Here is a 13,113-nt window from a genome sequence, read left to right as displayed (position 1 = left end):
GGATCAGACTGCTCCTGTCCACGAATGGAATGGGGTGAGTAAAGAATATATCCGAGTATTTTTGTAGGTTTTTTCGTTCTTGTGCATAAATTGCTTTGGGCAAATACTTGACCAGGTTACTCGGTTATCCTATATTCCGGCTAACCCGATGGCATCATTGCTGTCCGTTTTGCGCGGTTCGCGCTGCGGGCAACGATGTCGGCTGCCGGGAATCGAAGCTACTAATTACACAGTGGACAGCCCGATGTTCAAGCTAATTCGTCAGGAAATAGACGCGATGATCGCCCGCGATCCTGCGGCGCGTTCCCGCTGGGAAGTCGTGATCAGCTATCCTGCGTTCCATGCAATCATGGGATATCGCGGCACAAACTGGCTGTGGAAGCGCGGTTTCAGGATCACCGCACGTTTTCTGTCACAGATTTTGCGCTGGCTGACCGGGATTGAAATTCACCCCGGCGCGACCATCGGCAAACGCTTCTTTATTGATCATGGCATGGGTGTGGTGATCGGCGAAACCGCCGAAATCGGTGATGACGTCACCCTGTATCAGGGCGTTACCCTTGGCGGGACATCACCCAGTGTGAACAGCGATGGCCAGCGCGGCCTGAAACGTCACCCGACGCTTGAAGATGGGGTGATTGTCGGTTCTGGCGCGCAAATCCTTGGCCCGTTCATTGTCCGCAAGAATGCACGCGTTGGCGGCAACGCCGTCGTGCTGTCCGAAGTCCCCGAAGGTGCGACCGTGGTCGGTATTCCCGCCCGCATCGTACGCCGGGAAACAGACGATCGTTTCTGTGCCTATGGCACGCCGCTGGGCGATCTGCCCGATCCGGTTGCGCGCGCGCTTGAAGAACTGGGCCGCGAAGTCCAGACGTTGCGCAATCAGGTTGCCGCCCTCGAAGCCGACAGGGCAGGTACAGCCGCCGGTGCGGATGCACCGGCAAAGCCGCGGATTGTCGCGGCGTCAGAGTAATCTTTGTAACCGCCCCAATCGGGCGGATACAGGTTCGGGCATCAAATCGACATGTTGATCGCCCATAAAGGAAATACAGAGCTTGTGATCATTTCCCGACAGTTCGGGTCTTGATCGACAGGTAGGAGGACGAACCGTGAAGCTGAGTACAAAAGGCCGCTATGCCGTCATGGCGATGGTCGATCTCGCTGATAGCAGCAGGGACCGGCCGGTCGCGCTTGCCGATATTGCGGACCGTCAGGAAATATCCCTGTCCTATCTGGAACAGCTTTTTGGCAAATTGCGCAAAGGCGGACTTGTCCGATCTGTCCGGGGGCCGGGTGGTGGTTATCTTCTGGCCCGCACGGCCGAGGAAACCCGCGTTGCCGATGTGATCCTCGCTGTTGACGAACCGATCCGCGCAACCCGCTGCAAATCGGGCTCGCCAAAGGGCTGCAAATCCAATCAGGGCCGCTGTCTGACCCACGAATTGTGGGAAGAACTGGGCAACCAGATTTATCTTTATCTGGCCTCTGTCAGTCTGGCAGATGTGGTGGATCGCCGTGTTCCGGGCGGGGCACGCATGTTCGAGCCCAGAACCACGAAAATCAAAGAACCAAGTCAGGTTGCAGCCCAGTAACTTGTCCTCTATATCGAGGGCAGATCAGAAAATGCGAATAAGGATGATTATAAACAGATGACCAACCCGGTTTACCTTGATTACAACGCCAGCGCGCCACTGTGCCACGAAGCACGGCAGGCGATGCTTATGGCGATGGAAATCGCGGGCAACCCGTCATCTGTCCATGCATCCGGTCGTGCGGCGCGCAAGATTGTCGATCATGCCCGTCGTAAAATTGCCGATCTGATCGGTGGCGATGCCGAACGCGTGATTTTCACAAGCGGCGGTACCGAGGCCAACAATCTGGCCCTGAACGGGCTGGAAGATGTCACCGTATTTACCAGTGCGACCGAACATCCCTCGGTGATCGAAGCACGGTCTGATGCGAAACGCATTCCGGTTGATGCCAATGGCGTCATTGATTTGGCCGCCCTTGAAACCATGCTGCGTGCGGCATCCGATGCCGGGCAGAAGGTTCTGGTTTCGGTGATGCTGGCCAACAATGAAACCGGCGTCATTCAGCCGGTGGCCAAAGTCGGCCTGCTGGCGCGCGAATATGGTGCAAAGGTCCATTGCGATGCCGTTCAGGCATTGGGCCGCATGCCGGTCGATATGGGCCAGCTTCTGGTCGATATGGTGTCGATTTCGGCCCACAAGATCGGTGGCCCCAAAGGCATTGGTGCCCTGGCGATTGCGCCCGGAGTGATGCTGGTACCGCAAATCCGCGGTGGCGGTCAGGAAAAATACCGCCGTGGCGGCACGGAAAACGTGATCGGTATCGCAGGCTTTGGTGCCGCAGCCGAACGCGCCGACGCCAGCCGGGCGAAAATGGACGATGTCCGTGCGTTGCGCGACCGTCTGGAAACGGTTTTGGCATCAGAAGCCCCCGAACTTCTGATTGCCGGAAAAGGAACGGATCGACTGGTCAATACCAGCTGCCTGATCCTGCCGGGCATGCCGGGGGAAACCCAGGTGATGGCCATGGATCTTGCCGGGGTTGCGATCAGTTCGGGATCTGCCTGTTCATCAGGCAAGGTACGTGAAAGCCACGTATTGAAAGAAATGGGAATTTCCGATGCCGGATCGGCCATACGGGTCAGTCTGGGACTGGAAACCACCGACGACGAGATTGATACATTTATCCGCGTTTGGAGCCGGATGCGGGGCAATGCAGTGCGTAAGAAAAGTGCGCGCCACGCTGCCTGAAAAAGAGTGAGTGAGGAAGCCTTAATTATGAACGAGCTTAAAGCAAAGCCGATCTATCTGGATTACCAGGCAACGACGCCGACCGATCCGCGCGTGGTGGATGCCATGCTGCCCTACTTCACCGAGAAGTTCGGTAACCCGCATTCGCGCAACCACAGCTTTGGCTGGGAAGCGGAAGATGCGGTCGAGGTCGCACGTGACCAGGTCGCCAAGATCATTGGCGCCTCGTCCAAAGAAATCATTTTCACCTCGGGTGCGACTGAGTCGAACAACCTTGCGCTCAAAGGCGTGATGAAGTTCTACGGCAAGAAAAAGCCGCACCTGATCACGGTCGTGACCGAGCATAAATGCGTGCTCGACAGTGCCCGTCACCTTGAACAGGAAGGTTTCAAAGTAACCTATCTTGGCGTCAAGGATAACGGCCTGATCGACCTTGAACAGCTGAAAGCCGCGATCACCGACGAAACCGCGATTGTTTCCGTCATGGCGGTCAACAACGAAATCGGCGTGATCCAGCCGCTGAAAGAAATCGGCGAAATCTGCCGCGAACGTGGTGTGTTCTTCCATACCGATTGCGCGCAGGCGGTTGGCAAGATTCCGCTCGACGTTGACGAAATGAAAATCGACCTGATGTCGATTTCCGGCCACAAGATTTATGGCCCGAAAGGCATTGGTGCGCTTTATGTCCGTCGTCGTCCGCGCGTTCGCGTCATCGCACAGATCACCGGTGGTGGTCAGGAACGCGGCATGCGTTCCGGTACGCTGCCGACCCCGCTGATCGTTGGTCTGGGCAAGGCATGCGATATCGCCATGAATGAAATGGCCGAAGAAAACGCCCGCATCATGGAACTGCGTGACTACACCATGAAGCGTTTCCGGGACCGCCTTGCTGATATCTATGTCAACGGTGATGAAACACAGCGCGTTGCCGGCAACCTCAATGTTTCCTTTGCCTATGTCGAAGGCGAAAGCCTTCTGATGGACATCAAGAACATTGCGGTGTCGTCCGGTTCGGCTTGTACCTCGGCATCGCTTGAACCGTCTTATGTTCTGCGTGCGCTCGGTGTTGACGAAGAACTCGCCCATACCTCGCTTCGCATCGGTATTGGCCGTTATACGACCCGTGAAGAGCTCGATCAGGCGATTGATTCGATCTGTGTCGCTGTCGAACGCCTTCGCGAAATGAGCCCGCTTTGGGAAATGGCCCAGGAAGGCATCGACATCAAGTCGATCGAGTGGGCCGAACACTAAGCGTAACGAACTATTCCTTCTCGTGAGAGAGAAACAGGACTTTTAGGAGGACTTTTACCATGGCTTATAGTGAAAAGCTGATCGACCATTACGAAAACCCGCGCAATGTCGGTTCGATGGACAAGAACGAAACGTCTGTCGGTACCGGTCTGGTCGGTGCACCGGCCTGTGGCGACGTCATGAAATTGCAGATCAAGGTGACCGCAGACGGGATCATTGAAGATGCAAAGTTCAAGACGTTCGGTTGCGGTTCGGCCATTGCGTCAAGCTCGCTGATCACCGAATGGGTCAAGGGCAAGTCGCTTGACGAAGCCGGTTCGATCAAGAACTCGCAGATCGCCGAAGAACTGGCTCTGCCGCCGGTGAAGATTCACTGCTCGATCCTGGCCGAAGATGCCATCAAGGCAGCGATTGCCGACTACAAGACCAAAAACGGTCAGGGCGAAGTCGAAGCTGCTGAATAAGCAGCTTCACGACCCCGTCGTTTTCGGGAATTCAGGAGAAGACTATGGCATTACCGTCCCCGATCAGTGTCACCCCGGAGGCGCTTGTTCATATCAAGGCGTTGCTTGATAGCCGCGGCAAACCGTCCGAAGGCATCCGCCTTGGCGTGCGCAGCAAAGGGTGCTCGGGTCTGTCCTACACGCTTGAATATGCAGATGATGCATCGGGCTTCGAAGAAGTCGTCGAGCTTGAGGACGGCGTTAAGCTTCTGATTGACCCAAAAGCCATCATGTTCGTGCTCGGCACCGAGATGGATTACGAGGTCAACAAGATGGAAGAAGGTTTCGTGTTCCGTAACCCCAATGAAAAGGGGCGTTGCGGCTGTGGGGAATCTTTCCACGTCTGACGGTCTGCCGGGTTTTCCCTGCTTCTTGATCGGTCATGGCCCCGGTGATGGATATTCTGATGGATATTCCGATCACCGGGGCCATCGACTGAAAGAAGCCCCGGTTGTCGTTGTTTTGTTGTTTTGTCATTTGTTTTTAAATCTCGAAAGTGCATAGCGTGAGCAATACCGGTACCTCAGAAACGCGCACCGCAGAACAGCCGCAGCATAAAGTCTGCTGGTCCTGCAAGGGCCCGGTCGAGGCATCAGCCCTGTTTTGCGATACCTGCAATGCCATCCAGCCCCCCGGCCAGCTTGACCATTTCACGCGCTTTGGCCTGGAACGTACCTTCCTGATCGATGTCGATGCGATAGAGGCGACGTACCTTAAGCAGCAACAACTGCTCCATCCCGACCGCTTCGCATCAAAATCCGCCCGCGAGCAGGCCCTGTCGTCACAGCAGGCGGCAACCCTTAATGGTGCGTTCGAAACCCTCAAAAACCCGGTGGCACGTGCGGAATATCTTATGCGTCTGGCGGGTCATGAACCCGAAGGCGGCGAGGGGCACACGGTCAACGATCCGGCCCTTCTGATGGAAGCGATGGAAATGCGCGAGGCCCTGCATGATGCCGATGATCGCAATGCGGTCGACGCCATGATCAAGGATACCCGCAAGGCCGCCCGTGCGTGTGAAAAGGACGTCGCCGAGGCGCTTGAACAGAACGCATATGACCGGGCCAAAAAACTGACAACCCGGCTTAGATACCTGATGAAAATGACCGAGGAAGCGCGCGCGAAGAAATCGCGTCTTGCCGCCGCCTGATCATTTAAAAAGAACGGATAGAATTCATGGCTTTGCTAAAGATCCACGAACCGGGCCAGACGCCGCTGCCCCACGAAGATGAACGCCAGCTTGCCGTTGGCATCGATCTGGGCACGACGAACTCCGTCGTCGCGATCTCGAACGATGAAAAACCCGAAGTGCTCCGCGATACATCCGGTGGCAATGCCATCGTGCCCTCCGTCGTCTATTATGGCGCGGATGACGATCCGGTGGTGGGCGAGGCGGCCCGTGATCAGATCAATGATAATGCGGATCGCGTCGTATCGTCGGTCAAACGCCTGATGGGGCGTGGCATTGCCGATGTCAAATCCATCGCCGGCACGCTGCCCTATCATGTCGAAGTCCCGACTGAGGACGCCGAAAAATCGGGCGAACCGATGATGGTGCGGCTGAATGTCGGTGACCGCGTCCTGACCCCGGTGGAAGTTTCCGCCGATATCCTGCGTGCGCTTCGTGCGCGGGCCGAGGAAAGCCTTGGCAAGCCGGTCGAAAAGGCGGTGATCACCGTTCCGGCCTATTTCGATGATGGTGCGCGCACCGCAACCAAGGACGCCGCTCGTCTGGCCGGGATCGAAGTCCTGCGTCTGGTGAACGAGCCAACCGCGGCCGCCCTTGCCTATGGCCTCGATAACGGCGCCGAAGGCCTTTATGCCGTCTATGACCTTGGCGGCGGCACCTTTGATATTTCCCTGCTTAAAATGCAAAAGGGCGTCTTCCAGGTGAAGGCAACCGGCGGTGATGCCGCCCTTGGCGGTGATGATTTCGATCACGCCATTGCCGAACATCTTCTGGCCGAACGTAAAAGTGGCGGTACCACCGATGATCTTGATGCGTCGGATGCCAAACGCCTGCTTAAAACCGCGCGCAAGGTCAAGGAAGCCCTGACCGATGCCGATAGCACCGAAATCACCGTCTCACTTGGCGGTTCGGAAACCACCCACACGGTTACCCGTGCCGAATTCGATGCCATGATTGCCAAACTGGTCTCGCGCACGATTGCGATCACCGAACAGGTCCTTGATGACGCCGATATTCTGGCCGATGACGTCAAGGGCGTGGTGCTGGTCGGTGGCTCGACCCGTGTGCCCGCCGTGCGCCGTGCCGTGGCCGATCTGTTTGAGCAGGACCCGCTTTCCGATATCGACCCGGACGAGGTCGTCGCCCTTGGCGCTGCCCTGCAGGCAGAGGCTTTGACGGGCGGCTCCGACAACCTTCTTCTTGATGTGACGCCCTTGTCGCTCGGCCTTGAAACCATGGGCGGGATTGTCGAAAAGGTCATTGACCGCAACACCCCGATCCCGGTCGCCAAGGCACAGGAATTCACCACCTATCAGGATGGCCAGTCGGCCATGATGATCCATGTGGTGCAGGGCGAACGCGAAATGGTCGATCAGTGCCGGTCGCTTGCGCGTTTCGCCCTGACCGGTATTCCGTCAATGGCGGCTGGTGCCGCACGCATCAAGGTGACGTTCAATGTCGATGCTGACGGTCTTCTGACCGTATCCGCGCGCGAGGAAACCACCGGCACCGAACAGGAAGTCGCGGTCAAGCCGACCTATGGGATTAACGAGCTTGATATGGCCAACATGCTGCGCGAAAGCATGGTCCATGCCCGCGAGGATATGGAAATGCGCCTCCTGACCGAAGCCCGGGTCGAGGCACGCCGCAATGTGCTTGCCGTGCAGGCCGCGATGAATGCCGACCGTGCCCTTCTGACATCCGAGGACGAAGACAATATCGCAGGCGCGATTGCCAAACTCGAAGCCGCCATGTCGGGCGAGGATCGCGACCTTATCAACGAACAGGCCGAGGCCCTGGAAGACGCATCGCGTCCCTTTGCCGAGGCCCGTATGGACGCCCGTATCCGTCAGGCCCTTGCCGGTCGCAATGTCGATCAGGTGAATTAGGGACCAGACATAATTGACAAACCGGCCAACTGCGGCGATTGTCCCGTGCAACCGCCAAGGTCAGGTCGGACCAGAGATCGAACGAAAAAGTATTACCGAGGAGAAAGGCACAGATGCCTAAGATCGTTTTTGTTGAACCCGATGGCACCGAAAAGGAATTTGACGTTGCCGACGGTCTGTCCGTTCTGGAAGCTGCCCACAAGAATGGCATCGACCTTGAAGGTGCCTGCGAAGGATCACTCGCTTGCTCGACCTGCCATGTCGTTGTTGACGATAGCTGGTTTGACAAACTTGACGAGCCAAGCGAAGACGAGGAAGACATGCTCGACCTCGCATTCGGCCTGACCGAGACCTCGCGCCTTGGCTGCCAGATCATCATGAGCGACGAGCTCGACGGCCTGCGCGTCATGCTGCCGTCTGCCACGCGCAACATGATGGTCGACAAGTAACACCGAAATTTCCGCCCAAGCCCAAAGGGGGACACCCATGCGCTGGACAGATATTCAGGATATCGCGATCGAGCTTGAAGAAGCCCATCCCGACAAGGATAACGTCAATCTGCGTTACACCGATCTGCATAAGTGGATCTGTGAACTTGACGGCTTCGACGACGATCCCGCGAAATCAAACGAGAAGATCCTCGAAGCCATCCAGATGGCATGGATCGATGAACGCGACGATTAATATCGGGGGCGCGCCGTTACGCCACCAAACGCGGCAAGGCGCGCCCCGATAGACCTATCATCGATACAAGCCAGCCCGGATCCTTCCGCAGGCTGGCTTTGTTCTATCCATACCTTATCTGCACACCATCACGGGCAGGGGCTTTGACAACCATGACCGACACCTTCACCGACATCATCCCGGCCCAAAGCCTGTTTGGCCGACTGCGTGCCAACGCCCCCGATGCATGGCAAAGCTATGTCTGCCACGACTTCGTCAGGCAGCTTGGCAACGGAACCCTGCCAGAGGCCGCTTTCAAACACTACCTCATTCAGGATTACCTGTTCCTGATCCAGTTCGCGCGTGCCTATGCACTCGCAACCTATAAGGCCGATGATCTCCGTGCCATGCGCCAGTTTTCCGGCACCGTGCATGCCATTCTTGATATGGAAATGAGCCTGCATCTCGACTTCTGCAAAGGCTGGGGCCTGTTTGAGGACGATATCGTGGCAGAGCCAGAATCCCGCGCCTGCATCACCTATACCCGCTATGTGCTTGATTGCGGTGCGCGTGGCGATGTGGTTGATCTTCAGGTCGCCCTGATGCCCTGTATGGTTGGCTATGCCGAAATCGCAAACCGCCTGATGGCAAGTTCTGATACAAGGCTGGATGGAAATCCGTACCGCCCCTGGATAGAGATGTATGCCTCTTCCGAATTCCAGGACGTGGCAAAGGCCGAAATCGATCTTCTGGAACATACCGCGCAAACCCGCGGCGGTGATGCACGGATCAAGGGGCTCGCGGAAATCTTCGCCAGGGCAAGCCGCCTTGAAGCCGATTTCTGGCAGATGGGGCTTGATCTGGCAAAATAGGCGCAGATGCCTTATATGTGCCCCAACATGAATTCACGGGTGGTTTGAACGCCACCCATCGCTATTTTACATCAACTTCTTGTCGCCGCGGCCTTGACCCGCGGATGGGTGGGAAAAATGAACTCTCTTGGCTTTGACAAAGCCCCAAAAGATACCCGCGTGGTTGTTGCCATGTCGGGCGGGGTCGATAGCTCCGCCGTTGCGGCCCTTCTGAAGTCAGAAGGCTATGACGTGGTCGGCATTACCCTTCAGCTTTACGATATGGGGGCGAATGCGCCGTCACGCGCCAAATCCTGCTGTGCCGGGCGCGATATCTATGATGCGCGCAAGGTGGCCGAGGATATCGACATTCCCTATTACGTGCTCGATTACGAATCACGCTTCCGCGAAGAAGTGATCGACGATTTTGCCGACAGCTATATGCGCGGCGAAACCCCGATCCCGTGCGTGAAATGCAATCAGACGGTCAAATTCCGTGATCTCTTGGAAACTGCACATGACCTTGGCGCCGATTGCATGGCGACCGGCCATTACGTGCAGCGCAAACTCGGTGCCAACGGCCATGCCGAACTGCACCGTGCGGCCGATCCCAATCGCGATCAAAGCTATTTCCTGTTCACCACGACCCAGGAACAGCTCGATTTCCTGCGCTTCCCGCTCGGCCATTTGATGAGCAAGGCCGAAACCCGTGCGCTTGCCGCCAAATTCGGCCTTGAAGTCGCCGATAAGCCCGACAGTCAGGACATCTGCTTTGTCCCGGATGGCAAATATGCCCGTCTGGTCGAAAAGCTCCGCCCCGAAGCCGGTGAACCGGGCCAGATCGTTGATCTGGATGGCAATGTGCTGGGCGATCATCGCGGTCTGATCCATTACACCATCGGCCAGCGGCGCGGTCTGAACATCGGTGGTACGGCCGAGCCGCTTTATGTCGTCAAACTCCTGCCCGAAACCCGGCAGGTGGTGGTCGGCCCGAAATCGGCGCTTGCGATCCAGATGGTCTATGTCAAGGAACTGAACTGGCTTGATGGCGACGCGATTGACCCGAACGGGGTCGAGGTCGAAGTCAAACTGCGTTCCGCCATGGCACCGGCCCCGGCCACCATCTACCCCGAAGGGCCGGGTGCTGCCCGCATCGAACTGCACGACCCGCAGTTTGGCATCGCACCGGGTCAGGCGGGCGTTTTCTATGCCGGCGACCGGGTAATGGGCGGCGGCTGGATCACCCGTCAGGAACTTCTGGCGGCACACGCACCGACGGCAGCCTGATCATCCATAAAGCGGGCAGGCGGGGCATTTGCTCACCTGCCGGTTTTGCGGATATCTTTTTTCCGCAAAACGTCAAAAAGGCGCTTGACGGGGGCGGTTCCCTGACGTAAAAACCGCCCCGTTCACGAGGTTCCGATTTCGGAACCTACAGAATACATACCCTATAATATACTCTGTGGCCGAGTAGCTCAGCTGGTTAGAGCAGCGGAATCATAATCCGCGTGTCGGGGGTTCAAGTCCCTCCTCGGCTACCAATTAAAAACCCCCTCATGGCTCCGCCTGAGGGGGGTTTTAATTGGTTTCCTTGGATCGGGCTTGCCCCCGTGGGTTCGCGAGAAAGCGAGGCACGCAGCTTTCGAGAGACGTTGCGCGAAACGCGCAACGGTCCGCCGGGCTTCGCCCAAGGATAAAAAGCAGCCCAAAGGCTGGTTTTTACAATTCCCTTCGGTTTGTTTACCTGAGCGGTGATTTGGTTTCTGCAAATTAAATAAATCCGGCCCCATTTTTTTTAAGAGGCAGATGGGTTTATTCCCTTTCGGGTCTTGTATTCACCGCCCTCCCACCATAAGCGAGATACACCCGGATTCCGGGCACAAAAATAGCCGCAACTAACGTGACGGCTAACCGTCTTGAACAGGGAGATACGACGCCCCTACGGCGGATTTTCCTCGCCGATAGGTTGGACCATACGCTTGCTGCGGGCGGAGGTTAATACTAATTGGTGTGCATATTGCACATTTTGATTGACTGATTGAGGGTTGATGTGTAATCTGCACATGAACCGACCGAAACAAAGGCTAATGCACGTGAATTAATTTCACGGCGAGGACATTCAGGGGAAAGCGATGGGATTGCGAAAAATGACGTATTTGATGGGTAAGAGAACCGATGAGTGTCGCGAGCAAAGTGATAGTCTCCGCCCTTTACAAACATGGGTGGGAGCGTGTCAGGACTGAAGGTAGTCACTGGCATTTTAAGAAAGAGGGTAATCCTAACTTGGTAACGGTGGTGCATCCCCGAAAGGATAATCCGATCCGTTATGTCAAAAAGTTGGAGAAGCTCTCTGGGGTACCACTTTTGTGACTGGTGCCTCGAAAATGTGGGAAGAGGGGCGCTTAGGCGCTTCTCTTTCTGACTCTCAAAATAACTCAACAGAAAGGTGCAAACTCCCAGAATGCACTTTTCATCAAAGGGAAATACGACATGGAACGCAACTACGCCGCGTTCATCCTCAAAGACAGCGATGGTTACACAGTTGTCTTTCCGGATTTGCCTGGTTGCATGTCCGCTGCTTCGACTTTCGATGAAGCATATAATAATGCTCGCGAAGTGCTGCCGGCCTATCTGGATACGATGCGCGCCGAAAACATGAATATTCCTGAACCCACACCGTTCGAGAATGCCGTAGCTGACCCCGAAGATACCGACGCTGTTGTCGGCAAGCTTCTGGTCCCGGCCAAGATGCCAGGCCATATGGTCAGAACCAACATTACGATTGATTCCTATCTTCTGGAAGCAATCGACCGTATCACCACCAACCGCTCTGCATTTTTCAATGAACTGGCAGAGCAGGAAGTCAGGCGACGTATGACGGCCTGACAAAGCATCCGACAAACTGTTCACCGAGCCCGCGCCAGAGATGGCGCGGGCTTTTGTTTTGATTGGCGAATTGCGGGCGGTTGTGTTGTCGTCTACAGCGTATATTAGTTTACGCGAGTGATTGTGGGAGGGTAAAAGGGCTTCTCCCAAGGATAAAAAACAGTCTGAAGGCTGGTTTTTATATTCTCTTCCCCGTTGTGATTTGTATTAATCAAACATGCAGATTTTAGTATGTGTTGCGTAATAATAACCGTAAGGTGTATGCCATATAATGGCCTGCGATATTTTTATTGTCAAACGTGCTTTGTTATTTGGGAAAGGTATAAGTAATGAATGATCCAAAAAAATTATTTGAGTTTTTCTCAAATAATTTTAAGCAGTTTATCGTCGTTTTGGTGGTGGTTATATTTTCTGGTGGTGGAGCGATTTCATTTCTTAGAAGTGAATACATGCAGATCGATCAAATAAAATCGGAACTAAACAAAAAGGAATTGGCACTGCAAAACGAAAAGATAGCGTTTCTAAACATGAACAATTTAAGGGATAGGGAATACGATAAGAAGGTGAATGAGTTACATTTGCGGGAACTTAGGATTGAAGATTCGGAGAAAATAATACTATCAAAAACTCAGGAACTGGATTCAAAAATTAGTGAATATAAATCTGCATATACAGAAGTAATTAAAGCTCAGGAAGCTTGGGGAGTTGAGGCAAGAATTGCGCAAGCTGAGGAAAAATTACTGAAGCTTATGAGTGAGTTCACAGATTTAGGCGTGAATATATCGAACTCGCCACCCTGTGGTGATGAAAAGATGAAGACCTTATGGGGTAAGGCAAATTCGAAATTTAACCAAATTAGGGCGCTGGCTGAAGCAAATGGTTTATACCAGAGGTACAGAGCGTTCTTCAGTCAATATTCTATGCGTACGATAACGGTATGCTAACATCAGTGGATGCGCAGTTTCGATGAAAAGTTAAAGATGATACAGACTTTCTATTTCTCTGCGTAAACAAAAGAGGCTGTTAATCTGTCTTGAATTAGGCTTCTTCAAGGAAGTTTTCTCCCCCACTTGCCGTGTTTCGCCTCGTTCGGGTTTCGTT

15 protein-coding genes and 1 tRNA gene are annotated in these 13,113 nt (G+C 54.9%); all 16 read left to right on the top strand.

Annotation, left to right across the window (positions count from 1 at the left end):
• The first annotated feature begins 244 nt into the window (after positions 1–244).
• The 16 genes from cysE to TH468_RS11825 all read left to right on the top strand — a co-directional run bounded on the left by cysE (position 245) and on the right by TH468_RS11825 (position 12,956).
• Positions 245–973 (top strand): serine O-acetyltransferase, encoded by a 729-nt coding sequence (gene cysE / locus TH468_RS11900; RefSeq protein ID WP_085644384.1) that lies wholly within the window; start codon positions 245–247, stop codon positions 971–973.
• A 136-nt stretch (positions 974–1,109) separates the two neighbouring features.
• Entirely contained in the window at positions 1,110–1,592 is a 483-nt protein-coding gene (locus tag TH468_RS11895; protein ID WP_037988061.1) for an Rrf2 family transcriptional regulator, read from the top strand.
• 57 nt (positions 1,593–1,649) lie between these two features.
• Positions 1,650–2,780 (top strand): cysteine desulfurase family protein, encoded by a 1,131-nt coding sequence (locus tag TH468_RS11890; protein WP_085644382.1) that lies wholly within the window; start codon positions 1,650–1,652, stop codon positions 2,778–2,780.
• Between the two features lie 27 nt (positions 2,781–2,807).
• Entirely contained in the window at positions 2,808–4,031 is a 1,224-nt protein-coding gene (locus TH468_RS11885; RefSeq protein WP_085644380.1) for an IscS subfamily cysteine desulfurase, read from the top strand.
• Between the two features lie 59 nt (positions 4,032–4,090).
• The gene (gene iscU / locus TH468_RS11880) at positions 4,091–4,495 is read left to right on the top strand and encodes a Fe-S cluster assembly scaffold IscU (RefSeq protein ID WP_007091926.1); all 405 of its coding nucleotides are present in this window, start codon (positions 4,091–4,093) and stop codon (positions 4,493–4,495) included.
• A gap of 44 nt (positions 4,496–4,539) precedes the next feature.
• Positions 4,540–4,881, top strand: a complete 342-nt coding sequence (locus TH468_RS11875) for an iron-sulfur cluster assembly accessory protein (RefSeq protein ID WP_062952119.1) — start codon at positions 4,540–4,542, stop codon at positions 4,879–4,881.
• Between the two features lie 158 nt (positions 4,882–5,039).
• Positions 5,040–5,684 carry a Fe-S protein assembly co-chaperone HscB gene (gene hscB / locus TH468_RS11870; protein ID WP_085644378.1) on the top strand — a complete coding sequence of 215 codons (645 nt, stop codon included), beginning with the start codon at positions 5,040–5,042 and terminating at the stop codon, positions 5,682–5,684.
• A 26-nt stretch (positions 5,685–5,710) separates the two neighbouring features.
• Positions 5,711–7,612: a Fe-S protein assembly chaperone HscA gene (gene hscA / locus TH468_RS11865; RefSeq protein WP_085644375.1), complete on the top strand. Its 1,902-nt coding sequence runs from the start codon at positions 5,711–5,713 to the stop codon at positions 7,610–7,612.
• A 113-nt stretch (positions 7,613–7,725) separates the two neighbouring features.
• Complete coding sequence (locus tag TH468_RS11860) at positions 7,726–8,061, top strand: ferredoxin family 2Fe-2S iron-sulfur cluster binding protein (RefSeq protein WP_062952122.1); 336 nt, start codon at positions 7,726–7,728, stop codon at positions 8,059–8,061.
• A 37-nt stretch (positions 8,062–8,098) separates the two neighbouring features.
• Entirely contained in the window at positions 8,099–8,296 is a 198-nt protein-coding gene (iscX, locus tag TH468_RS11855; RefSeq protein ID WP_007091921.1) for a Fe-S cluster assembly protein IscX, read from the top strand.
• Positions 8,297–8,448: 152 nt separating this feature from the next.
• The gene (gene tenA, locus TH468_RS11850; RefSeq protein WP_085644373.1) at positions 8,449–9,147 is read left to right on the top strand and encodes a thiaminase II; all 699 of its coding nucleotides are present in this window, start codon (positions 8,449–8,451) and stop codon (positions 9,145–9,147) included.
• A gap of 117 nt (positions 9,148–9,264) precedes the next feature.
• Positions 9,265–10,413 carry a tRNA 2-thiouridine(34) synthase MnmA gene (gene mnmA / locus TH468_RS11845; protein WP_062952124.1) on the top strand — a complete coding sequence of 383 codons (1,149 nt, stop codon included), beginning with the start codon at positions 9,265–9,267 and terminating at the stop codon, positions 10,411–10,413.
• Between the two features lie 177 nt (positions 10,414–10,590).
• A tRNA-Met gene (locus TH468_RS11840) sits at positions 10,591–10,667 on the top strand.
• Between the two features lie 634 nt (positions 10,668–11,301).
• A complete protein-coding gene (locus TH468_RS22030) occupies positions 11,302–11,496 on the top strand; it encodes a type II toxin-antitoxin system HicA family toxin (protein ID WP_085644371.1) in 195 nt (64 codons plus the stop codon).
• Between the two features lie 120 nt (positions 11,497–11,616).
• Complete coding sequence (locus TH468_RS11830) at positions 11,617–12,012, top strand: type II toxin-antitoxin system HicB family antitoxin (RefSeq protein ID WP_085644369.1); 396 nt, start codon at positions 11,617–11,619, stop codon at positions 12,010–12,012.
• 329 nt (positions 12,013–12,341) lie between these two features.
• A complete protein-coding gene (locus TH468_RS11825; protein WP_085644367.1) occupies positions 12,342–12,956 on the top strand; it encodes a hypothetical protein in 615 nt (204 codons plus the stop codon).
• Positions 12,957–13,113: the final 157 nt, after the last annotated feature.

It is taken from the genome of Thalassospira sp. MCCC 1A03138 (genome assembly GCF_002115785.1).
GTDB lineage: Bacteria > Pseudomonadota > Alphaproteobacteria > Rhodospirillales > Thalassospiraceae > Thalassospira.
This window is presented reverse-complemented; position numbering and strand designations above follow the sequence as displayed.

Excerpts from the sequence above, each read along its gene's own strand:
- hscA (WP_085644375.1), top strand. The coding sequence starts at position 5,711 with ATGGCTTTGCTAAAGATCCACGAACCGGGCCAGACGCCGCTGCCCCAC.
- cysE (WP_085644384.1), top strand. The coding sequence starts at position 245 with ATGTTCAAGCTAATTCGTCAGGAAATAGACGCGATGATCGCCCGCGAT.
- TH468_RS11875 (WP_062952119.1), top strand. The coding sequence starts at position 4,540 with ATGGCATTACCGTCCCCGATCAGTGTCACCCCGGAGGCGCTTGTTCAT.
- mnmA (WP_062952124.1), top strand. The coding sequence starts at position 9,265 with ATGAACTCTCTTGGCTTTGACAAAGCCCCAAAAGATACCCGCGTGGTT.
- tenA (WP_085644373.1), top strand. The coding sequence starts at position 8,449 with ATGACCGACACCTTCACCGACATCATCCCGGCCCAAAGCCTGTTTGGC.
- iscU (WP_007091926.1), top strand. The coding sequence starts at position 4,091 with ATGGCTTATAGTGAAAAGCTGATCGACCATTACGAAAACCCGCGCAAT.
- TH468_RS11890 (WP_085644382.1), top strand. The coding sequence starts at position 1,650 with ATGACCAACCCGGTTTACCTTGATTACAACGCCAGCGCGCCACTGTGC.
- TH468_RS11825 (WP_085644367.1), top strand. The coding sequence starts at position 12,342 with ATGAATGATCCAAAAAAATTATTTGAGTTTTTCTCAAATAATTTTAAG.
- TH468_RS11860 (WP_062952122.1), top strand. The coding sequence starts at position 7,726 with ATGCCTAAGATCGTTTTTGTTGAACCCGATGGCACCGAAAAGGAATTT.
- TH468_RS11885 (WP_085644380.1), top strand. The coding sequence starts at position 2,808 with ATGAACGAGCTTAAAGCAAAGCCGATCTATCTGGATTACCAGGCAACG.
- TH468_RS22030 (WP_085644371.1), top strand. The coding sequence starts at position 11,302 with ATGAGTGTCGCGAGCAAAGTGATAGTCTCCGCCCTTTACAAACATGGG.
- iscX (WP_007091921.1), top strand. The coding sequence starts at position 8,099 with ATGCGCTGGACAGATATTCAGGATATCGCGATCGAGCTTGAAGAAGCC.
- TH468_RS11830 (WP_085644369.1), top strand. The coding sequence starts at position 11,617 with ATGGAACGCAACTACGCCGCGTTCATCCTCAAAGACAGCGATGGTTAC.